This is a genomic window from Myxococcus xanthus (assembly GCF_013116825.1).
In the GTDB taxonomy this organism is placed as follows: domain Bacteria; phylum Myxococcota; class Myxococcia; order Myxococcales; family Myxococcaceae; genus Myxococcus; species Myxococcus xanthus_B.
The window spans coordinates 22350-42688 of record NZ_JABFNS010000082.1 but is presented as its reverse complement, the minus strand read 5'-3'; the positions used below and the strand labels follow the sequence as shown (position 1 = coordinate 42688).

The window sequence follows — 20339 nt, the reverse complement described above, 5'->3', positions numbered from 1 at the left end:
GGCGAGGGGGGACGCGCAGCGGGGGGCGGAGACGGCGGTACGGTCTTGGGCACGGGCTTCGGAGCCTCCGGGAAATCCCATTCGAGCGGCGCGCCAGCGGCCACGGGCGGAGGCGACGCACCGTCCTCGTCCTCCAGGGCCACGGCTTCCACGATGTCCAGCGGCTCGCCCCGGGCCCGCGCCAGCGCGGCGTCCAGGTCGTCCGAAGCCGCCACGAAGACGCGCATCTGCTTGCGGAGCTGGAAGCGCAGCTCGTCCACGAGCGTCACGTCCGCCGGGTCATCCACCGCGACGAGGATGCGCTCGCTGCGGCCTTCCACTTCCATCCGGAACGGCACGATGCGGTGCTCGGACTGGAAGTCCAAGGACACCAAACCCGCGACGTTCGCCGGAATCTCCTCCGGCAGCTCCACGAAGGGCAGCGCGTGCTGGGCGGACAGGGCCTGGGCGATGTGCGTGGGCGTGCACAGCCCCTGCGCCACCAACACCTCCCCCAGGCGCTGACTGCCGAAGGCGCCCCGACGTCCCAATGCCGCGCGGACCTGCTCCTCCGTCACGACGCCGGCCTCGACGAGCAGCTCACCAATCTTTTTGCGCATGGGGGACTACCGCTTGACCTTCGCGAGGTACTCCTCGCGGCTGAACACGCCCTTCTCGATGAGCAACTCCACCATCGCCTTGAGGGCGGCGACTTCCTTGCGCTGCACTTCTTCCACGTTGCGAAGCAGCTCCGCCGGGCTGCCGGAGGCCGCCGCCGGACGGGCGGCGGGAGCCTCGGGCGCAGGGGCGGGACGGCCCGGTGCCGGAGCGGCGCGCGGCGAGGTCGCCACGGCCGCCGGGTCCAGGTCCTTGAGGTTCTTCACCACCGTGCGGCCCTGGGCGTCCACCACCTTGAAGTTGGTGTCCGCGTCCTCCAACTCGTGGTTCTGCTCGTAGATGCGCGCGAAGGCCCGGGCAATGGAGGTCCGGCCCGCCACGTTGGGGATGATGCGGCACTTGGTGATGGCGCGCAGTTCGTCCAGCATGCGCACGTTGAGCGGATCCGACATCGCCACCACCAGCGACTTGCCGTCATCCCGCACCTGCAGCGGCAGCACGGAGAAGTCCCGCGCCGTCTGGGCCGGAATCTTCGCCTTCACGTGCGGCTGCACCATCTGCACCGCGTCCAGGTTCACCGCCGGCATTCCCAGTTGCTTGGACAGGGCGCGCACCAGGATGTCCTCGGAGACGAGGCTCATCCTGACCAGGATTTCGCCCAGCTTGCCGCCCCACTTCGCCTGTTCGGCGAGCGCGGCCTTCAGCTGGCTCTCCTGAAGCACGTTCGCCTTGATCAGCAATTCACCAAGCTTGATCTGTGCCATGTCGTGGCGCGCACTCTAGACTGTCTCGGCAGCGTGCGCCCCTTCTTCCGCGCCTGCTCGGTCAGGAACCCGGTGCCAGGGGCGAGGACGACCCGGAGGCGGGCGCCCCGGCGGGCAGCTCGCGGCCGGCCTCATCCACCTCCACCACCCGGGCTCCCTCGGGGGGGACCAACTCGTAGAGTGTGAGGTCCGGTCGCGCGTTGAGTTTGATCTGCTGGTAGCGGACCTGGAGCTTCGTCTTCGCCTGCTTCGCCTCCAGCGACACCCGGCCCGGGAAGATGAGCCCGCCCTGCTCCAGGAAGTCCTCGAAGCCCAGGTCGTACCCCGGGATGCCCCGCACCTGACTCTTCATGACGCGCAGGTACTTGGTGTGGACGTCGAGCACCTGCGTCGCCGGGCCGCGGTGGAGCGTCAGCACGTAGACGCCCTTCTTGCGGTCCAGCTCCAGCGTCATCCGCTCCGGAGGGATGAGCGGCACCTGCCCGAGCATGATGGGCACCAGCTCCTCGCCCGGCAGCATGACCGGCAGGAAGCGGGACACGTTGGCGGGGCTGGCGGGGCCCTGGTACCAGGTGTTCGTATCCGCTTGATACAGCCCGAAGCGCTGTCCGTCGGACACCAGGGAGGCGAGCGGCCTGTTGAAGAAGTCGAACGTCTCCAGGTGCAGCATGGCCGGCCGGGTGACGGCGATGAACATGCTCAGCGTGCCGCTCTGGTCGGGCAGCTCGGCGCGCAGCTTCGCGTCCCCCTCCAGCGTGACGACGTTCTCCTGGTTCTTCACGACGCGCTGATAGACGGTGTCCGCGTCCGTGAGCTCGCCTTCGGGGCCGAACTCGATTCGCTTGGGACAACCAGAACAGAGCACTACCAGGAAGATTGCGACAGCTGCGCGGTTCATATGTCCTAGTCTGGGCCAAGCCGCCCTGCCCGGTCACCCACCAATGAGCCTGAACGACATCCTCCATTACCTCCGCCTGGGTGGCGTCACCCTCGCCATGCTCATCTTCGCCTCGGTCGCGGCGCTGATTGTCGCCGTCGAGCGCATCATCGCGCTCTGGGGCGTGGGCGAGCGTTCACGCGCCTTGGGTGAGACAGTGAACAAACACCTGCTGCGCGGGGACGTCGCCGCGGCCCGCACCGCCGCCGAGCGCTCCGACGCGGTGGCCGCCGACATCTTCCTGGCCGGGTTCGACCGGATGGAGCGCAGCCGTACCGCCGGGGGCGCTGGCATCGAGGCCGCGGTGGAGCGCGAGCGTGCCCAGGTGGCCCTCAAGCTGCGCCGCTACCTGTGGATCCTGGCCACCATCGGCTCGATTACACCCTTCGTGGGCCTCTTCGGCACCGTGGCCGGCATCATGCGCTCCTTCAAGGACCTGGGCCTGGACGTGGAAGCGGGCGGCACGGGCGGCAGCGTGGCGGTGATGACGGGTATCTCCGAGGCCCTGGTCGCCACCGCGGTGGGCATCCTGGTCGCCGTGCAGGCGATGGTCTTCTACAACTACTTCCAGGCCCGCCTGTCCCGCGTGCTGGTGGAGCTGCGCCTGATTGGCGATGAGTTCGTCGAGCTGCTCAAGGAGCGGGCCGCCGGCCTGCCGCCATCCGAGCCCATGCCTCCCGAACCGCAGGCCGCCGCCGCCACACGCACGGACGCCCAGCCCGCCTAGGCCGGAGGAGAACGCACCATGGGCATGGGAAAGACTCCGGGCAGCGATGACGGCTCCGAGGAGGGCGTCTTCGCTGAAATCAACATCACCCCGCTCACCGACATCTTCCTGGTGCTGCTCATCATCTTCATGGTGACCAGCTCCGTCATCGTGCAACAGGGGCCGGGCGGCGGCGCCAAGGCCGGCCTCAAGGTGAACCTGCCCAAGGGCGGCGCCGCGGACGTCACCGCGCGCACCACGGACCTGTCGGTGGCGGTGCTCGCGGACGGGCGCTTCATGCTGGCCGGCAACGTCGTCTCCCAGGACGAGCTGCAGCAGGCCTTCGATGACGCCAGGCAGAAGGACGAAGAGACGGTGGTCATCGTCCAGGCCGACGAGGGCGTGCCCCACGGCACCGTGGTGCAGGTGATGGAGCTGGCCAAGAAGGCCGGGCTCGCGCAGCTGGCCATCGGCGTTCGCGAAGGCGAATAGGCGACACCTCCCTGCTGGAAACACCAAGGCCACCCAGGGCAGCGAGCCCGGGTGGCCTTTGATGCTTCAGGCGCCCCGCCTTTCAGCGGGGCACGGACTCAGACGGACGCGAAGGCGGCGTCCGAGATGTCCATGGGCGAGGTGTCCTCCATGGTGAGCATCTTCGCCGCCTGCTCCACGTTGGGCAGCACGTTCCGCGCGTACCAGAGGGCGCTGTACTTCTTGCCCTCGTAGAAGGCGTGGTCCGGGTGGTCCGCGGAGACGGAGGCCTTCGCCTTCTCCGCGATGAGCGCCGCGTCCAGCAGCAGCCAGCCCACGGCGACCTCGGACATCATGTTGAGGAAGCGGTTGGCGGACAGCGGAATCAGCGGGAACTTGCTGCCGTCCTGCGACCAGCCGAACACCACCATGGCGCTGGCCATCAGGGCCTCCTGCGCCGCGGCCAGGGACTTCACGGCCTCGCCGTAGACGGCGTGCTCGCGGTGGGCCTCGATGAAGGAGCCCACGTCGCCCATGAACTGCTGGAAGTGCATGCCGCCCGCCTGGCCCATCTTCCGGCCCACCAGGTCCATGGCCTGGATGTGGGTGGTGCCCTCGTAGATGGAGAAGATCTTCGAGTCGCGGGTGTACTGCTCCACCGGGTAGTCCTGGATGTAGCCGGCGCCGCCGTAGATCTGGATGGCCTGCGCGCACAGGCGGAACGCCTGCTCGGAGCTGTAGGCCTTCACCAGCGGGGTGAGCAGCTCCACCTGGCCCTTGTGGTAGGTGGCCGCGTCGTCGTCCTTGCCGGCCAGCTGGCGCGCCTTGTCCAGGTGCATGGCCAGCTTGATGATCAGCGAGCGGATGCCCTCCACGTGCGCCTTGATGTCCAGCAGCATGCGGCGGACGTCCGGGTGCTCGATGATGGAGGCGCGGGGCGCGGTGGGGTCCTTCCACTTGGTGAAGTGGGAGCCCTGCTTGCGGTCCTTCGCGTAGTCCAGCGCGTTGTAGTACGCGGCGGACGCCAGGCCGATGCCCTGGATGCCCACGGCGATGCGCGCGCCGTTCATCATCTTGAACATCTGGCTCATGCCGACGTGCTCGACGGTGCCCACGAGCTCGCCGACACAGTTGTCGTTCTCACCAAAGTTGATGACACAGGTGGCCGAGCCGTTGATGCCCATCTTGTGCTCGATGGAGCCCACGCCCACGTCGTTGGGCTGGCCCGAGCTGCCGTCCGCGTTGATGCGCAGCTTGGGGACGATGAACAGCGACAGGCCCTTGGTGCCCGGCGACGCGCCGTCGATGCGCGCGAGCACGAGGTGGATGATGTTCTCCGCCATGTCGTGGTCGCCGCCGGAGATGAAGATCTTCGTCCCGCGGATGTTGTAGGTGCCGTCGCCGTTGCGGCGGGCCGTCGACTTGGCCGCGCCCACGTCGGAGCCGGCGTGCGGCTCGGTGAGGCACATGGTGCCGCCCCACGTGCCGTTGAGCATGCGCTCCACGAACTGCTTCTGCTGCGCGGGCGTGCCGCACTCCGCGACAACTTCCGCCGCGCCGAAGGCCAGGCCGGGGTACATGTTGAACGCCGAGTTGGCGCCCGACAGCAGCTCCTCCACCGTCACCTGGAGCATCATCGGCGAACCCTGGCCGCCGTGCTCCGGGCTCACGCCCACCGTCTTGAAGCCCTGCTCGTAGAGCTTCTTCCACGCGTCCTTGAAGCCCGTCGGCGTGAAGACGGCGCCGTTCTCCACCCGACAGCCCTCCCGGTCACCCACCGAGTTGAGGGGCCCGAGCACCTCGCGCGCGAAGCGGTACGTCTCCGACAGCACCGCCTTCGCTTCGTCCGGACCCCAGGCATCGAACGGCGCCTGGCCGGCCACCTGGCCGAAGCCGAACTGCTCGAACAGCGTGAAGAAGATCTCTCGAAGGTCGGTCTTGTAGGTGTTGATCCCGGCGGACATGGCCACTCCTGCGTGACGGCTCGCTGCCCGCCCTCGGTGAAAAAGGATGAGGTCAGCGGCGCGTTGAGACGCAGGAAGTGTGGCGGCGACTGATTTTTGAGTCAACCCCGAATGACACCTCGCGTTGAGGGGCGGTCAGAACCGCCCCTCGAGGCGCGGTGCGCCTGCCTACTTCTTCGCCTTCTTCGCGGAGGGAAGCGTGGCTGTCTTGGCCGCCGGCTTTTCCCTGGGAACCGTCTTCTTGGAGGTGACGCCCTCGCGGCGCTCGTCCGCCTCGTCGCTCCCCTCGCTGGGAGCGGCGCTGGTGGCGGAGGCGGGCGCGGCGGCGTTGACGTTGCTCAGGCTCTCCCGAGGCACCTCCACCACGATGGGGGACTGGCCGGAGCGCTGCCGGTTCTCGTCCTCCAGCGAATAGAAGAGCTGGATCTGCGAGGAGCCCTTCATCAGCAGTTCGCCCTTCTGGTTCTCCGCCCAGAGGTCGATTTCGACGAAGTAGCGGCCCCCGGAGCCGTGCCGGTCGCTCACGCGGCCCTTGCAGACGACGGTGTCCCCCGGCCACACCATCTTGATGAAGCGCACGTTGTAGCGCCGCATCTGCCCACCCCGGGCCCAGTCACTGATGAGCTGGCCGAGCATGCCCATGACGAGCATGCCGGGCGCGTAGACGCTCGGCATGCCCACGCTCTTGGCGTAGAGCTCGTCCACGTGGACCGGGTTGAAGTCTCCGGACGCGCCGGCGTAGCGCGACAGCTGGACGCGGTCGACGGGCGCCTTGGCCAGCGCGGGCAGTTCATCCCCGACGCGGATGGCTTCGAAGTACAACTTGCGCGCGGGCATCACGGGGTCTCCTTGGCGGCGCGGACCACCAGCGTCCGGCGAGCGCGGAACACGAGGTTGCCTTCCTCGTCACGGCCTTCATCCTCGATGACCGCGATGTCCATCTTCCCGGACATGCCCGGCCGCTCGAAGACGTCGGAGACGCGCGTGGAGACGTAGATGCGGTCCCCGGCGAAGATGGGCCGCTCGTAGTCGAAGCCCTGCTCCGCGTGGAGCAGGCTCTTGATGCCCACGCCCAGCAGCTCCCGCAGGTCCGCCGCTGAGTGGAAAGACGCGGGGAACGTGGGGGGCGCGATGATGGTGGGGTACCCCGACGCCCGGGCGTACTCCTCATCATAGTAGATGGGGTTGTAGTCCCCGATGGCCTCCGCGAACCGACGGATGGCGCCCTTTTCGACCTCGTTCAGCGTCGGCGGCGAGGCGCGGCCGATCGCGTTCTTGTCCAGCATTTCCTCTCCTGACTCTAGCGTCCGGCCGGAAGCTCAAGCACCGTGAGGAGCCCAGCTTCGGCGGCCGTCAAGCGTGGCGCGGCATTCACCAGCGCATTCGCGGTGGCCCGGTCGCCCGCCACTCCCCCCGGGATTTCCAACACCAGCTTCGGGTCAGCGTCGATTTCGATACGGTCCTTGGGGTCATCCGCCCCCACCGCGATGGTCAGCTCCAGCCGCACCCGCTCCTGTCCGTCCTCCAACCCCACCACGGACTGGAACATGCCAGCCACCCTTCCCTTCCTGACGGGAAACGCGCCACCGGAGATGTCCTCCTCGGCGAACACGGGGGCTACTTCTTCTTCGAAGTCGTCGCAATCCAGCCCCAGGCCGAGGGCCGCGAGCGCCGCGGACTCAACAAGGCCAACGTGGCCCAGTTGCTCACTGTCCACCAGCGCGAAGAACTCCTCCTCCGTCAGCCCCGCGCCCACAATCCGCTGCAAGGCCGGGCGGCGGGTCCGCGCATCCACCACGCGGGTGACGGTGGCACGACGGACTGGACCGCACACCTGTCCGGCAACCGCCACCAGCCGGTCCAGCACGAAGCCCGGATTGACGCCGGTCCCCACCACGGCGACGCCCGCCTCCTGCGCCGCCTGGTCCAGTTCGTCCGCCAGCTCCGGGTACTTCAGGTACGGGAAGGCCAGCTCCTCACAGGTGCTGGCCACGGGCAGTCCCAGCTTCACCGCCTCCATCACCTGGTCGAACACCTTGGGCAGCCGCGAGCCGGTGGCATGCAGCACCACCACGCCCTTGCGCTTGCCCACGGCCTGCGCCAGCGACGCGGAGACCTTCACACGAGGGGCGGGCCCTCCCAGGACATCACCCAAGGGGCGACCCACCAGGCCGGATTGCACGTCCACGGCCCCGATGAGCTCCACCTCAGGTGAAGACATCGCAGCCCGGGCAATTTCCTGACCGATGAACCCCAGCCCCATCACCACCACCGGCACGGGCCCTTCCGGGGCTTTTGCCATCGGAGATTGCTCCACGATTCCAAGGGGTTAGCGATACTGTTCAGCGTTGCAGCGCACCATAAATCACACCTTGGCGGCCAGGCAAGCGTGACGTGGCTCGACCTCTCCTCCCGAATGAAAGAACCTCCAAGAATTTCCATAACTTAGAAGCCCATCACCCGCCTGGGGGGCCTTTTGGGGGCGCGTGGCGGCGTGTATAAAGCTGTACAAGCACGCTGTCCTGGAGGCACCTCGGGCATGGATCGCATCCTCGTCGTGGACGACGACGTCCTCATCCTGGCCGCCCTGTCACGCATCCTCCAGGCAGAGGGGTACGACGTCGTCACCCACAGCGACCCGGCGGTGGCCGCCCGGGAGGTCGGCTTCCAGGTCGTGCTGACGGACTTCATGATGCCGTACCTCAACGGCATCGAACTGCTCGGCGCCCTTCGGGAGAAGAACCCCAAGGCGGTGCGGCTGATGCTGACGGCGGCGGCGGACTTCCGCACCGCCTCCGAAGCAGTCAACCGCGGCGAGGTCTTCCGGCTGCTGGGCAAGCCCTGGTCCCTCAGCGACCTGACGAACAGCGTCCGGCAGGCCTTCGCGCACTACCGCCTGGTGGACGCCAACGAGCGGCTGTCGCGCGAGGTCGCGGAGAAGAACGCGGAGCTGGTGGCCATCAACCGAGACCTGGAGCGGCGGGTGGTGGAGCGCACTGCGGGGCTGCTCGACGGGCTCATCAGCGCCCTGGACTACCGCGATACGGAGACGCAGTGGCACTCGCGCCGCGTGTCGCTCTACTCCCGGCGGCTGGCCCAGGAGGTGGGGATGACGGGCGGAGCGCTGGACGTGGTGGAGCAAGGCGCGCTGCTGCACGACATCGGGAAGATTGGCGTGCGCGACTCCATCCTGCTCAAGCCCGGTCCGCTCACGCCGGAGGAATGGGTGGAGATGCGCAAGCACCCGGAGTTCGGCTATCGGATGCTGGCGAAGATGCCCTACCTGCACGAAGCGGCGCTCATCGTGCTCCAGCACCAGGAGCGCTGGGACGGCAAGGGCTACCCGCAGAACCTGGCGGGCGAGGACATCGTCCTGGGCGCGCGCATCTTCTGCCTCGCGGACACGGTGGACGCGATCACGTCCGACCGGCCCTACCGCAAGGGCCGGCCCATGAGCGTGGCGCGGGATGAAATCCGCCGCTGCGCGGGCACCCAGTTCGACCCGGCGCTGGCGGAGGCCTTCCTCCACATTCCGGAGACGGAGTGGCAGCGCATCCGCCAGGAAGTCGAGGCCTTGGAAGCGGCGGAGAACGAGCGCTGGAACAGCGACCCGCTCGGTCCTCCCGCGCCCCTGGCCCGTGCCAGCGGCGCATGAGTCAACGCTTCAGGGCGCCAGCTCCACCGCGCGCACTTCGCGGATGACGTCCCCTTCCAGGAGGGCGTCGACCACGTCCATGCCGGACACCACCTCGCCAAAGGCCGTATAGCGGCCATCCAGGTGCGGCTGCGGGGCGTGGGTGAAGAAGAACTGGCTGCCGCCGGTGTCCTTCCCGGCCAGGGCCATGCCCAGCGTGCCCCGGCCGTAGGGTCGACGCGTCATCTCGCAGCGAATGGAGTACCCCGGCCCGCCCTCACCGTCCCCGCGCGGGTCTCCGCCCTGCGCGACGAAGTCCGGCACCACGCGGTGGAAGGTGACGCCGTTGAAATAGCCCTTGCGCGCCAGCGCGTGGAGGTTGCCCGACGTGAGGGGCGCCTCGTCCACGTCCAGCCGCACGGTGATGTCCCCCTTGTCGGTGCGCAGCACGAGCCCCGCGCGCGCCGGGGCGGCCACGGGCCGGAAGGTGTTCGCCGGCAGCTCCACGCGCGCCGAGCGCACCCGCTGCCCCGTCAACTGCGTGAGGGCCTGCGCCGCCACGCGCCGCACGTTGGCGTGCGGGTGCATCAGCCATTCACGCAGTCGGGGCTCGGCTGCCGGGCCCTGCAGCGCCACCAGCGCGCCCGCCACCGGCTCGGCCAGGTCTCCCGGCGTCTGCGGCACACGTGCCGCCAGCGCCTCCACGGCAGGTAACGCGGCCGTGTCCTTGAGCACCCCCGCGGTCGCCGCCGCCGCGCCCGCCACCACGTCATCCTCGCCCTCGATGAGCGCACGCACCGGCGCCGCCGCCTCGGGCACGGGCCGCGCGGACACGGCCTCCAGCGCCGTCAGGCGGACGCGCGCCTCGGGGTGACGCAGGTACTTCACCGCGAAGCCCGCCCCTCCCTGCCCCTTCGTCTGAGCCACCTCGCGCAGCCCCAGCGCCAACCGGCGCGCCTCGGGCACGCGCCCATAGCCGCAGCCCAGGACTTCCTTCAGCGTTCCCTCCTGCCGGTCCATCGCCGCCGCCAGCCGGCAGTCCAGCCAGGCCAGGTCCGCACGCGCTACATCTGAGGCCGCGCCCCGCTCCGCGTCCGCCAGCGCGAGCCGCAGCGACTCCAGGACGGGACGCCCAAAGGCGGGCAGACCCTGCTGCGCCAGCGCCAGCAGCGCGTGTCCCTCCGACGACCGCGCCAACGTCTCCACCGGCGCCTTCGCGCCCTCCGGCGCCGATGCCCCCGCCGCCGCCGGAGGCGCCATGCCCCGGGCCACGCGCCTGGCTCGCGCCGCCAAGGCCTCCAGCGCATCCACCGCGGTACACGGTCCACTGCAAGCCGCCGCCAGCTTCGCCAGCGAGCGCGCCGCCTCCGCCGCCACACGCGGAACCGTGTCCTCCAAGAGTCGCCCGAGGACCACGGCATCCTCGGGCCCCCCCACGTCACCGAAGCCCCTCGCACACGAGGCCCGCACGTCCGCGTCCGCATCACCCAGGCAGCGGCGCAGCGCGTGCAAGGCCTCGGGCCGCTTCACGGTGGCCAGGAAATGAGCCCCTGCCTGACGCGCCTCCACCGGCCGCTCAGCCGCGAGCAGCGCCTCTGCTGGCGCCAAGGGCACCTGGGCAACCACCGCCGCGCCGCGGGTGCGTGCGAGGACGCCCAACGCCTGCGTGGCCCAGGCAGCCTCCGCCCCATCCGCTTCGCGCATCCGCTCGGACAGCCACGCCACGGCCCCGGGTGTGCCGAGCCGGCCCAGGGCCTCCACCACCGCCCGCCGCACGTCCGCGTCGCGCTCCGTCCGCCCGGCTTCGAGCAGTGCCCTCTCCAACGCCGCGAGCTCGGCGTCCACCAGGGGCTCCCAGGACAGGGCGAGCACGCCCGCGGCGAAGGCCGCCTCGCCGCGTACCGCCGCCGCCTCATCCTTCAGCCCCGCGATGACGGGCTCCAGGGTGGCCGGGTCCTGGATTCGCGCCAGCGCCCGTAGGGCCCGAGCACGCACCCGGGCATCCGGTGCAGTGGCCGCCAGCGACACCAGGGCCCCATTTCCCAGCGAGCGCGCGTCCTCCCACGCCTGGATGCGCTCGATCGTCTGCGCGTCCACGGGCGGCGGCTTCACCGGTGGCACGGAACGGACGCATCCGGACAACAGCGAGAAAGCGACGACCCATGTCGACAGGGCACGGACGGAGTGCGAGCGGCGCATGGCGCGGGCCTAGGTCAATTCCCCGCGAAAATCCAGGGGTTAGGCCGAGAGGGGTTTGACACGCACGGCCGGCGCTCCGAAGATGACGCGAAGATTCTCTCCGCGGGAGCGTTGGTCCTGAACTGCCCTGGCTGCGGCTCGAAGGTAGCCGCCAACACGTCCATCTGTTCCGTCTGCGATTACATCATCGATGGCTCGTTCCTCTCGGGGGAACCGCCGGCCGAAGAGACTGAGGAGTCCACGGACGCGGCGGAGGACCCCCGCCGAGCCGCCAGGCCACCTCCTCCGCGACGCCCTCGTCCGGCCACGGGCAAGTCCGGAAGTCGGCCCGCCGCCGCGCCGCCGCCCGACTCGGACTCCACCAACATCCGGAGCATGGAGGACATCGCCCGCAGTGCGCCGCAGCAGCGCGCGGCGCGCGCATCGGCGCCTCGGCCCGCGCCTCGCAAGGCGCCCGCTCCCGAGCCCGCGGCCTCGGTGGACCCGTGGGACCGCTCGGACTCGAACGACCGCGGCAGCGCCGTCACCGACCCGGATGAGCTCATCCGTGACGCGAAGGAGCTGTTCGCCCAGCTCCAGGGTGGCGACAAGGTCGCGTTCTGGGGCGCGGCGGTGGTGCTGATGTCCTGCTTCATGCCGTGGAAGGAGACGGCGGTGGATGGGGACGTGCTCGGCCTGATGAGCGTGGGCGCCGGCGCCTTCATCATGTCCATCATCCTGCTCACGGCCGTCACGGTGCGCGTCAAGGGCTCGTTCCCGAACGTGAACCCGGTGGTGCCGTGGATGGGCCAGCTCATCGTCAGCATCGTGTGCCTCATCTGGTGCGTCGTGTTCATCAAGGTGTCGTCCGACACGACGATGGTGCCCACGCCCATCGGCAACTCGGAGATGATGAACTCTTCGCCCAGCTTCGGCGTCTACGTGGCCATCCTGGGCTCGGTCGCCACACTGGGCGGCACGCTGCTGGGGCTCAAGGGCCAGTCCTCGCACTGAGCCTCCGCGCCTCGAATGAAAAAGCGCTGCCGCCCTCCGCGGCAGCGGGCTAGCGTCACCGGCAACCATGTCCGACGCCTCTCCCCTCTCCCGTCTCACCGCCGCGCTCGACGCGGCCGTCTTCGGACAGCAGCGCGTGCTGGAGGACCTGGTGACGGCCTTCCTCGCGCGCGGCCACGTGCTGCTGGAGGGCGTGCCCGGCGTGGCCAAGACGCTCACCGCGCGCAGCATGGCCGGCGCGCTGGGGCTGCTCTTCACGCGCATCCAGTTCACCCCGGACCTGATGCCGGCGGACATCCTGGGCACCAACGTCTTCCAGCCCCAGGACCACGCCTTCCGCCTCGTGAAGGGCCCCATCTTCACGGAGGTGGTGGTCGCGGACGAAATCAACCGCACCCCGCCCAAGACGCAGGCCGCGCTCCTGGAGGCCATGGAGGAGCGGCAGGTCACCATCGACGGTGTATCCCACGCGCTGCCGCCCCACTTCTTCGTGGTGGCCACCCAGAACCCCCTGGAGTTGGAGGGCACCTACCCGCTGCCGGAGGCCCAGCTGGACCGCTTCCTCATGCGCGTGCGCGTGGGCTACCCGGAGGCCACGGCGGAGACGACGATGCTCCGCGCCTTCCACCAACGCGAAGGCAAGCCGGCCATCACCCGCCAGGTGCTGGATGCGCCCACGCTGATGGAGCTGCAGTCGCGCGCCGCCCGCGTGTCGTGTGACGACTCCATCATCCAGTACGTGGTGGCCATCGTCCGGGAGACGCGCACCAACCCGCGCGTGCGCCTGGGGGCCAGCCCCCGCTCGGCCCAGGCGCTGCTCGCGGCCTCCAAGGCCCGCGCCGCGCTGATGGGCACGGACTTCGTCACCCCGGATGACGTCAAGGCCGTCACCTTCAGCGTCCTCAACCACCGGCTGCTCCTCAAGGCCGAGGCCGAGGTGGAAGGCATCACCGCGGACGACGTACTGAAGCAGACGCTCGAGCGGGTCCGAGTGCCCCGGTGAGCGCCGGGCGCCCCGTCCCCACCGGCCTCGCCGTGGCCCTGCTGGCGGCGGGGCTCCTGCCGGCGGCCCTCGCGGTGGCCAGCCCCGCGTTCGGCTGGCTCGCGCTGGCGACGGACGTGGCAGTGCTGGCCCTCTGCGCCGTGGACTTCCTCCGGGCCCCGCGCGCCCAGAGCGTCCGCGTCTGGCGGCGCGTGGAGCCCGTCCTCTCCTCCGGCACGCGCAACGCCGTGCACGTGGCGCTGGAGCGCCAGGACACCGGCACCGCGCCGCTGCACGTGGAGGTCCGCGACGAGCCGCCCGAGGACATGGCCAGCAGCGGGCACCGGCAATCCCTCACCCTGCCCGCGGCACGGACCACGCCCCAAGAGCTCACCTACTTCGTCACGCCGCCTTCACGGGGGGACGCCCGCTTCGGGGACGTGCACCTGCGCCTGCGAGGCCCCCTGGGCCTGTGCGCGCGACAGGTCCGCGTCCCGGCGACGATGGACGTCAAGGTGTACCCGGACCTCACCGCGCTCACCCGAGAAGCGCTGGCGCTGGCCCGCGCTTCGGACGCCCCTTCCGCGCGCACGCAGCGGCGGCGCGCCTCGGAGGGCCGGGAGTTCGAGTCGCTGCGCGAGTACCGCCCTGGCGACGACTACCGCCACATCGACTGGAAGGCGTCCGCGCGCCACGCCCACACCCTGGTGCGCACGTGGCAGCCGGAGCAGCACCAGCCGGTGCTCCTGCTGCTCGACTGCGGCCGGCACATGGCGGGCCGCATCCAGGAGCGGCGCAAGCTGGACCATGCGGTGGACGCGGCGCTGCGGCTGGCGCGCGTGGGCCTGGAGGCCGGTGACGTGGTCGGCGTGCTGGCGTTCGCCAGCGGCGTGCGGGCCTACCTGCCGCCGCGCAAGGGCCGCGAGCACCTGCGGCTCATCACCGAATCGCTCTACCGCACCGAGGCCGCGCTCGAGGAGAGCGACTACGGCCGCGCCTTCGACTTCGCCTTCGCACGCCAGACGCGGCGCGCCCTGGTGGTGCTGTTCACGGACCTGGTGGACCCGGACGCCTCCGCCAGCCTCCTCACTCGCACGCTGGCGCTGCGCCCCCGGCACCTGCCCGTCGTCGCCTCGCTGCTGGACGAGGACGTCCAGGCGGCGGCCCACGGCGTGCCGGTGCAGACACAGGATGCCTACGCGCGCCAGGCCGCGGTACGGCTGGAGACGGAGTACCGGCGGACGGCCACCACCCTGCGGGACGCGGGCGCGCTGGTGATCCGAGCCCCCGCGCGCGGCTTCGGCGCGGCCACGCTCAACGCCTACCTGGACGTGAAGGCGCGCGGACTGCTCTAGGCCTCTGCGTCAAGTCCAGCAAAAGTTTTGTACGGAGTGTGCAGTCAACGTGTATCGACGCCGCTCGCGAAGAAGCATGCCAATCGCGCGGAGGCCGATTTTTCGGCTTCGGCCACGACCCCCTTTACAGATAGGCGCGCGTCAACAAAATGGCCGGTCCTCGCCCGCCGTGACGGTGGGCGACCTCGAAAACACCACGGATGGAGACGGTCTTGGCGGAGGTCGCGAGGGGATTCAGGGTGGAGGTTGAGGCGGACGCGGCGGCGGCGGTGGCGGCACGGATGGAGTCCGAGTCGGCGGCGGCCCCCCCGGCGTTGACGCCCTTCCATGAGCGGCTGCTGGCAGAGGAACTGCTGGCCCGCAGCGGTGACACGCAGCAACGGCTGGCGGGAGCGCTGTCGGAAGCGAAGGTGGACCTCAACCCGCACCAGGTCGAAGGCGCCATGTTCGCGCTCGACTCGCTGTCGCGCGGCGGCTGCATGCTGGGCGACGAGGTCGGCCTGGGGAAGACCATCGAGGCGGGGCTCGTCATCGCCCAGCTGATGGCCGAGGGGAAGTCGCGCATCCTCATCCTGGCGCCCGCCACGCTGCGCGCGCAGTGGAACAGCGAATTGCGGGAGAAGTTCGACCTGGACAGCGTCCTGGTGGACGGCCGCACCGTGCGCGCCACCGGGAACTGCTTCGACCAGCCCTTCCCCGTCATCTGCTCGCACCCCTTCGCGGCGAACAAGGCGCACCTGACGGCGGAGATTCCGTGGGACCTGGTGGTCATCGACGAGGCCCACCGCCTGCGCAACGCGCACCGGCCCAACAACAAGATGGGCCAGGCCCTGAAGGCGTCCCTGGCCGGCAAGCCCAAGCTGCTGCTCACCGCCACCCCGCTCCAGAATGACTTGATGGAGCTGTTCGGGCTGATGTCCCTGCTGGACGAGCAGATCCTCGGGCCCGAGCACGCCTTCCGCAGCCGTTACCGGACGGACGAGGCCGGCGGCATGCCGGAGGCCGCCGCCATCGAGCTGAAGGAGCGGCTGGCCCCCGTGGTGCAGCGCACCCTGCGCCGGCAGGTGCGCGAATACGTCCGCTACACCAACCGCCGCTCCATCGTGGAGGACTTCACCCCCTCCCCCGAGGAGCACGACCTCTATGAGAAGGTCAGCGAGTACCTCCAGCGCTCCGAGGTCGCGGCGATTGAGCCCGGCAAGAAGACGCTGCTGACGCTCTGCTACCGCAAGCTGCTGGCGTCCTCCACCTACGCCATCGCGCCCACCCTGCGCCGGCTGTCGGACAACCTGGAGAAGCGGCTCCAGGCGGCGAAGCTGGGCCAGCAGGCCCTGGCGATGTTCGAGCCCGAGGAGGCCAAGCAGTTCGTCGAGGAGGGCGAGGAGTGGTCGGACGACCCCGCCAAGGCGCCCAACGTCCGCGTCCTGGAGCAGGAGGTCTGGGAGCTGCGCCAGTACGCGGACCTGGCGGACTCCATCAAGGTCAACGCCAAGGGCGAGGCGCTCAAGCGCGGCCTGGACCGGACCTTCGCCGTGATGAAGTCGCACGGCTGGCCGGAGAAGGCGCTCATCTTCACCGAGTCCAAGCGCACGCAGCAGTACCTCTTCAACCTCCTGTCGGAGAGCGGCTACCAGGGGAAGATCTCCCTGCTGTCCGGAGACGCGGGCACGCCCGAGGACCGGCGCGCGCTGGTGGAGGAGTTCCGCCACCGCACGCAGATCCTCATCTGCACCGAAGCGGGCGCCGAGGGCCTCAACCTCCAGTTCTGCAACCTGGTGGTGAACTACGACCTGCCCTGGAACCCGCAGCGCGTGGAGCAGCGCATCGGCCGCTGCCACCGGTACGGCCAGCAGCGGGACGTGCTGGTCATCAACTTCCTCAACCGGATGAACGCGGCGGACGCCCGCCTCTTCGAGCTGCTGGAGAAGAAGCTGAACCTCTTCGACGGCGTGTTCGGCGCGTCCGACGAAATCCTGGGCGCGCTGGAGAGCGGCGTCGACTTCGAGCGGCGCATCCTGGACATCTACCAGTCCTGCCGGAAGCCCGAGGACATCAACATCGCCTTCGACAAGCTCCGCGAGGAGTTGGAAGGCCGCATCAGCCAGCGCATGACGGAGATGCGCTCGGTGGTGCTGGAGCGCTTCGACGGCGACGTGCGGCGTCGGCTGCGCGGACAGAACGAGCAGACGAAGGAGGCCCTGGCCAAGCGCCAGCAGGAGGCGCGTGCCCTCACCGCGTCCGTGCTGGGCAGCCGCAACTCGGGGCGGCTGGAGGTGGCCAAGGCCGCCTATGCCGTCAAGGAGCGCACCCAGGACGCGGTGAGCTACCTGCAACTGGACGCGGCGGGACTGCCGTCACGGCTGGCGCGGCTCGCGGGCAGCGAGGGCTGGTGGTTCGCGTACAAGTTCGAGACGACCGGCCTCAAGCCCGAGGAGAAGCTGGCCCACCTGGTGCTCGTGCGCGACAGGGACGGCTTCCGCGCCCTGCCCATGGCGGACAGCGCGCACTTCGTGAAGCTGGCGGCGAAGCCGGAGCGGCGGCGTCAGCCCGCGCCCGTGTCGGTGCAGCTGATGCAGGAGCAGGCGCTGATGGCGGCGAAGGACGAAATCGTCCGGGCCGCGGAGCGGCGCAACGCCCTGGAGCTGGACAAGGCCAAGGAGCGCGCGGACCGCTACGTCGAGGACTGCCTCATGGAGTCGCGTGAGGCCGTGGAAGCCGCGCGGCAGACGTGGATTGAAGCGCGCAAGCAGGTCGGGCTGGCCGAGGACATCGCCGACAAGGCCAAGGCCCGCGCGAACTCAGACAGGATGGAGCGCGAGTACCGCCGCAAGCTGTCCTCGCTCCGCAACGAGGAGGAGAAGCGGTACGCCTCCAAGGACCGGCAGTTGGCGGATCTGGCCAACAAGGCGAAGGTGACGGAGAAGCGCGCCCTCATCGCCTCCGCCTACTTCTGGCTGTCGTAGTCCGCTGGGCGCAGGCGTACCCACGTCGCGCCCCAACCGCCGTCCCCTTCACCCGCGGAACGGAACGACTCCACCTCAGGCAGTCTGGGAAGCAGCGACTGCACGGTGCGCCTCAGCGCGCCGGTGCCCTTGCCGTGGATGATGCGCACGTCCAGGACGCCCTTCTGCCGGCACGCCCAGAGGTACTCCACCACCAGGTCCTTCACGTCGCGCGGGTGGAAGAGGTGCAGGTCCAGGTTCCCATCGATGGGAATTTCTACAGCTTCGTCCTCGGGAGGCGGCGGCTCCGGCCCTTCGGGCGGGAGCGGCGGCTCATTCGCGTCGAGGACCGGCAGGCGCCTTCGGCTCACGCTCCCACTCCTGCTTCTCCTTCTCCGCCTGCAAGCGGCGCCGCTCGCGGGCGGCCTTGAAGCGCTCGGACAGCGATGAGACTTCGCCCTTCAGCGCGGAGAGGTTCGTGGAGATGCTGCCCGGGTCGCCTTGCTGGCGGCCGGCTGCCTGCTCGCCCTGGGCGCCTGCGCCCCCTGCGGACATCAGCTGGACCACCAGTGCCGCAACCGTCATGACTGTCATGGCCCCACAGGTAAGCAAGACGCGTGCTCAGTGGCAAGTGACACTCAGCGGGGGGCGGCCCGAAGCTCGGCCTCTTCCCGCCTGCCCAGAACGACGCGCTCGGCCAGTTTGATAGCGGACAGTGGCGCGCTGCCCTCGGCCTTGTTGTTGATGGTGATGAAGGTGGGCTTGTCCCGGCGCAGCGCCGCCAGGCACACCCGGGCCAGGACATCACGCGTGGGGACGTCCTCGTCCACCAACTGGTTGAACGGCGCGTAACGCGCGCGCGCCTCCTCGTAGCCGAGGTCCGGCGGCAGCATCCACCGCACCACCAGCGCGCGGGACTCGAAGGCGCGAGTGCGCTTCGCCTGCCGGCCCACGGGCGGCATGTGCGCCCACACCGCCAGCACCGGGCTGACGCCCACGTCCGCCAGCGCCTGTGCCAGCCCCTCCGTGAGCAGCTCCTCGTTGCGCAGCTCCACCGCGTACAGCGGCCCCTTCGGCAACGCGGCGAAGAAGGCGTGTAGCCGCTCCACGAAGCGCGCGGGGCCGCCGAGCGCCTGCGGGTCCTGCGGCGGGAACTGGAAGACGAGCGGCCCCGCCTTCTCCCCCAGCCCCTCCATGAAGGGCATGACGACGGCCTCCGTGGCATAGGCGGCATGGAGGAAGCGCTCGTTGGTTTGTCCCCGCTGCGCGCCGTAGCGCTCGTGCAGCGGGAAGCGCGCCAGGGTGCAGACCTCATGGGCCTTCACCAGGAAGCGGAAGGTGTCCGGCACCTGGGCGGCGTACTCGGCGAAGGCGCTGGAGGCGATGGGGCCGTAGAAGGTCCGGTCGATGCCCACCGTGCGCAGCACCGGGTGGCGCGCGTAGGCGGCCAGGCCCTCCCGCGCGAGCTGCGAGGCGGAGGCCTCATGGTCATAGACGATGCCGGACCAGCCCGGGAACGTCCACGAGGACGTCCCGAGGAACACGCCCCGCGGCAGCTCCCGCCCCAGCGTGGCCAGCGACTCCGGCACGGCCGCGGGCTCCACGGGCTGCGCGCCCTTGCGGCCCCTGGCGGGCGGCTCCACGGCGGCGCCGGTGAAGAGGTCGAGCTGTGCGGGTCCTCGCTCTTGAGGCATGGCGCGTCTCCTGGGCCAATACAGCAGGCACCGCGGGCACGGCGCCGTGCGTCCAGCGCACCTAACGCCGGACGCCACTGGATGCAGGAGGTTGCCTCAGTCCAGCCCCACGTCCCAAGTGCCATGTCGCCCGACAGGCGACCGGGCGACGAATCGGGGCCCGTGAGGGCTACAACACCTTGAGGCGGATGGCCCCGGGCAGCAGCGTCATGGTGCACGGGAGGCGGCCCGGCGTCTCGCCGTCCACGTCCAGGAACACGTCGCCGCCGTCCACGGGCTCGGCGCGCAGGGTGCGGCAGCGCAGGCGCCGGGTGCCCTTCCAGTTCACGTGCGAGCCGTTGTAGACGCCCTTCGACTTGAGGATGAAGTCGCTCAGGCTGTAGCCCGACCAGATGGTGACGTCGAAGAGGCCGTCGTGGGTGACGGCGTCCGGCGCGACGAACATGCCGCTGCCGAAGTAGCGGCCGTTGGCCACGGCCACCGCGGTGACACTCACCACCTCTTCCGGGCCCCCGTCCACCGACAGCCGCACCTGCCGCTCCGAGTACTTCACCAGCCCCTTCAACGTGCCCCACATGAAGCTCAGGTGGCCGCCCAGGGCCTTGCTGCTCTGGTTGACCTCCTGGGCCACCACCGCGCTCACACCGAACGAGGCGATGTTGGCGAAGTAGCGCGTGGCGGGCTGGCCCGCGTGGTCGATGAACTCCAGCTGGCCCACGTCGAACGGCTCTGTCCTGCCGGAGCGCAGCCGCTCCAACGACGAGGCCAGCTCCAGGTCCCACCCGAAGGTGCGCCGGAAGTCGCCACCCGTGCCCCGAGGAATCAGCCCCAGCGCCGCGTTCGGATTCAGCGCCTTGCCGTCCTCGAAGAAGCCGTTGGTGACTTCGTTGAGCGTGCCGTCACCGCCCACCGCGACGATGCACTCGTACCCGTCCAGGAGCGCCTGGCGGGTGATGCGCGCCGCGTCCATGCCACCCTGGGTGAAGCCGTGGCCGAAGTCGCCCAGCGCCCTGCCGACCTGCGCGGAAATCTCCGCCCAGCGCTTTCCCGTCTGCCCGTTGGCGCTGCGCGGATTGACCACGAGGAACGTCTTCATCTGAC

The 20339-nt window shown here is 69.9% G+C and carries 19 protein-coding genes; 7 read left to right on the top strand and 12 right to left on the bottom strand.

All coding sequences use genetic code 11. From position 1 onward, the window contains the following. From HNV26_RS23010 to HNV26_RS23000, 3 genes are all read right to left on the bottom strand, one after another. Window positions 1-599 (bottom strand): GspE/PulE/PilB domain-containing protein (locus HNV26_RS23010; RefSeq protein WP_495525093.1); only part of this gene is annotated, 599 nt, incomplete at its 3' end. A 6-nt stretch (window positions 600-605) separates the two neighbouring features. After that, window positions 606-1361, bottom strand: a complete 756-nt coding sequence (locus HNV26_RS23005) for a cyclic di-GMP-binding domain-containing protein, MshE-related (protein ID WP_171445318.1) — start codon at window positions 1359-1361, stop codon at window positions 606-608. Window positions 1362-1422: 61 nt separating this feature from the next. Beyond that, window positions 1423-2259: a DUF4292 domain-containing protein gene (locus HNV26_RS23000; protein WP_171445317.1), complete on the bottom strand. Its 837-nt coding sequence runs from the start codon at window positions 2257-2259 to the stop codon at window positions 1423-1425. A gap of 43 nt (window positions 2260-2302) precedes the next feature. Between HNV26_RS23000 and HNV26_RS22995 the strand changes: the two genes are divergently transcribed. Together HNV26_RS22995 and HNV26_RS22990 are read left to right on the top strand one after the other, a co-directional pair. Continuing rightward, on the top strand, window positions 2303-3025 hold the full coding sequence (locus tag HNV26_RS22995; protein ID WP_171445316.1) for a MotA/TolQ/ExbB proton channel family protein: 723 nt from the start codon (window positions 2303-2305) through the stop codon (window positions 3023-3025). An 18-nt stretch (window positions 3026-3043) separates the two neighbouring features. After that, window positions 3044-3496 carry an ExbD/TolR family protein gene (locus HNV26_RS22990; protein ID WP_171445315.1) on the top strand — a complete coding sequence of 151 codons (453 nt, stop codon included), beginning with the start codon at window positions 3044-3046 and terminating at the stop codon, window positions 3494-3496. A 98-nt stretch (window positions 3497-3594) separates the two neighbouring features. Here HNV26_RS22990 and HNV26_RS22985 read toward each other — a convergent pair whose 3' ends face one another. The 4 genes from HNV26_RS22985 to HNV26_RS22970 form a co-directional block, all read right to left on the bottom strand. Beyond that, a complete protein-coding gene (locus tag HNV26_RS22985) occupies window positions 3595-5439 on the bottom strand; it encodes an acyl-CoA dehydrogenase (protein WP_171445314.1) in 1845 nt (614 codons plus the stop codon). A gap of 168 nt (window positions 5440-5607) precedes the next feature. Continuing rightward, window positions 5608-6276 carry a MaoC family dehydratase gene (locus tag HNV26_RS22980; protein WP_171445313.1) on the bottom strand — a complete coding sequence of 223 codons (669 nt, stop codon included), beginning with the start codon at window positions 6274-6276 and terminating at the stop codon, window positions 5608-5610. Then, window positions 6276-6725: a MaoC family dehydratase N-terminal domain-containing protein gene (locus HNV26_RS22975; RefSeq protein WP_002636736.1), complete on the bottom strand. Its 450-nt coding sequence runs from the start codon at window positions 6723-6725 to the stop codon at window positions 6276-6278. The genes HNV26_RS22980 and HNV26_RS22975 overlap by 1 nt, the downstream gene beginning before the upstream one ends. Before the next feature lie 14 nt (window positions 6726-6739). Next, window positions 6740-7741: an NAD(P)H-dependent amine dehydrogenase family protein gene (locus HNV26_RS22970; RefSeq protein ID WP_171445312.1), complete on the bottom strand. Its 1002-nt coding sequence runs from the start codon at window positions 7739-7741 to the stop codon at window positions 6740-6742. Between the two features lie 237 nt (window positions 7742-7978). Here HNV26_RS22970 and HNV26_RS22965 point away from each other — a divergent pair, with 237 nt between their 5' ends. Then, window positions 7979-9094, top strand: a complete 1116-nt coding sequence (locus HNV26_RS22965; protein ID WP_171445311.1) for an HD domain-containing phosphohydrolase — start codon at window positions 7979-7981, stop codon at window positions 9092-9094. 9 nt (window positions 9095-9103) lie between these two features. Here HNV26_RS22965 and HNV26_RS22960 read toward each other — a convergent pair whose 3' ends face one another. Then, window positions 9104-11272: a peptidylprolyl isomerase gene (locus HNV26_RS22960; RefSeq protein ID WP_171452869.1), complete on the bottom strand. Its 2169-nt coding sequence runs from the start codon at window positions 11270-11272 to the stop codon at window positions 9104-9106. 375 nt (window positions 11273-11647) lie between these two features. Between HNV26_RS22960 and HNV26_RS37950 the strand changes: the two genes are divergently transcribed. The 4 genes from HNV26_RS37950 to HNV26_RS22940 all read left to right on the top strand — a co-directional run bounded on the left by HNV26_RS37950 (window position 11648) and on the right by HNV26_RS22940 (window position 17565). Continuing rightward, on the top strand, window positions 11648-12265 hold the full coding sequence (locus tag HNV26_RS37950) for a hypothetical protein (protein WP_216612627.1): 618 nt from the start codon (window positions 11648-11650) through the stop codon (window positions 12263-12265). Window positions 12266-12332: 67 nt separating this feature from the next. Continuing rightward, window positions 12333-13268, top strand: a complete 936-nt coding sequence (locus HNV26_RS22950) for an AAA family ATPase (RefSeq protein WP_171443691.1) — start codon at window positions 12333-12335, stop codon at window positions 13266-13268. Further along, window positions 13265-14602, top strand: coding sequence for a DUF58 domain-containing protein (locus HNV26_RS22945; protein ID WP_171443692.1), 1338 nt, complete (start codon window positions 13265-13267; stop codon window positions 14600-14602). The genes HNV26_RS22950 and HNV26_RS22945 overlap by 4 nt, the downstream gene beginning before the upstream one ends. 200 nt (window positions 14603-14802) lie before the next feature. Continuing rightward, window positions 14803-17565 carry an SNF2-related protein gene (locus HNV26_RS22940; RefSeq protein ID WP_171443693.1) on the top strand — a complete coding sequence of 921 codons (2763 nt, stop codon included), beginning with the start codon at window positions 14803-14805 and terminating at the stop codon, window positions 17563-17565. Here the strand turns inward: HNV26_RS22940 and HNV26_RS22935 are convergent. The 4 genes from HNV26_RS22935 to HNV26_RS22920 form a co-directional block, all read right to left on the bottom strand. Continuing rightward, window positions 17547-17915, bottom strand: coding sequence for a Smr/MutS family protein (locus HNV26_RS22935; RefSeq protein ID WP_090494323.1), 369 nt, complete (start codon window positions 17913-17915; stop codon window positions 17547-17549). The genes HNV26_RS22940 and HNV26_RS22935 overlap by 19 nt on opposite strands. Beyond that, window positions 17878-18138 (bottom strand): hypothetical protein, encoded by a 261-nt coding sequence (locus HNV26_RS22930; RefSeq protein WP_253816928.1) that lies wholly within the window; start codon window positions 18136-18138, stop codon window positions 17878-17880. The genes HNV26_RS22935 and HNV26_RS22930 overlap by 38 nt, the downstream gene beginning before the upstream one ends. 44 nt (window positions 18139-18182) lie before the next feature. Further along, window positions 18183-19238 (bottom strand): DUF72 domain-containing protein, encoded by a 1056-nt coding sequence (locus tag HNV26_RS22925; protein ID WP_171443694.1) that lies wholly within the window; start codon window positions 19236-19238, stop codon window positions 18183-18185. Between the two features lie 169 nt (window positions 19239-19407). After that, complete coding sequence (locus HNV26_RS22920) at window positions 19408-20334, bottom strand: diacylglycerol/lipid kinase family protein (protein WP_171443695.1); 927 nt, start codon at window positions 20332-20334, stop codon at window positions 19408-19410. Between the last annotated feature and the right edge of the window lie 5 nt (window positions 20335-20339).

Excerpts from the sequence above, each read along its gene's own strand:
- HNV26_RS23005 (WP_171445318.1), bottom strand. The coding sequence starts at position 1,361 with ATGGCACAGATCAAGCTTGGTGAATTGCTGATCAAGGCGAACGTGCTT.
- HNV26_RS23000 (WP_171445317.1), bottom strand. The coding sequence starts at position 2,259 with ATGAACCGCGCAGCTGTCGCAATCTTCCTGGTAGTGCTCTGTTCTGGT.
- HNV26_RS22995 (WP_171445316.1), top strand. The coding sequence starts at position 2,303 with ATGAGCCTGAACGACATCCTCCATTACCTCCGCCTGGGTGGCGTCACC.
- HNV26_RS22990 (WP_171445315.1), top strand. The coding sequence starts at position 3,044 with ATGGGCATGGGAAAGACTCCGGGCAGCGATGACGGCTCCGAGGAGGGC.
- HNV26_RS22985 (WP_171445314.1), bottom strand. The coding sequence starts at position 5,439 with ATGTCCGCCGGGATCAACACCTACAAGACCGACCTTCGAGAGATCTTC.
- HNV26_RS22980 (WP_171445313.1), bottom strand. The coding sequence starts at position 6,276 with ATGCCCGCGCGCAAGTTGTACTTCGAAGCCATCCGCGTCGGGGATGAA.
- HNV26_RS22975 (WP_002636736.1), bottom strand. The coding sequence starts at position 6,725 with ATGCTGGACAAGAACGCGATCGGCCGCGCCTCGCCGCCGACGCTGAAC.
- HNV26_RS22970 (WP_171445312.1), bottom strand. The coding sequence starts at position 7,741 with ATGGCAAAAGCCCCGGAAGGGCCCGTGCCGGTGGTGGTGATGGGGCTG.
- HNV26_RS22965 (WP_171445311.1), top strand. The coding sequence starts at position 7,979 with ATGGATCGCATCCTCGTCGTGGACGACGACGTCCTCATCCTGGCCGCC.
- HNV26_RS22960 (WP_171452869.1), bottom strand. The coding sequence starts at position 11,272 with ATGCGCCGCTCGCACTCCGTCCGTGCCCTGTCGACATGGGTCGTCGCT.
- HNV26_RS37950 (WP_216612627.1), top strand. The coding sequence starts at position 11,648 with ATGGAGGACATCGCCCGCAGTGCGCCGCAGCAGCGCGCGGCGCGCGCA.
- HNV26_RS22950 (WP_171443691.1), top strand. The coding sequence starts at position 12,333 with ATGTCCGACGCCTCTCCCCTCTCCCGTCTCACCGCCGCGCTCGACGCG.
- HNV26_RS22940 (WP_171443693.1), top strand. The coding sequence starts at position 14,803 with ATGGAGACGGTCTTGGCGGAGGTCGCGAGGGGATTCAGGGTGGAGGTT.
- HNV26_RS22930 (WP_253816928.1), bottom strand. The coding sequence starts at position 18,138 with ATGACAGTCATGACGGTTGCGGCACTGGTGGTCCAGCTGATGTCCGCA.
- HNV26_RS22925 (WP_171443694.1), bottom strand. The coding sequence starts at position 19,238 with ATGCCTCAAGAGCGAGGACCCGCACAGCTCGACCTCTTCACCGGCGCC.
- HNV26_RS22920 (WP_171443695.1), bottom strand. The coding sequence starts at position 20,334 with ATGAAGACGTTCCTCGTGGTCAATCCGCGCAGCGCCAACGGGCAGACG.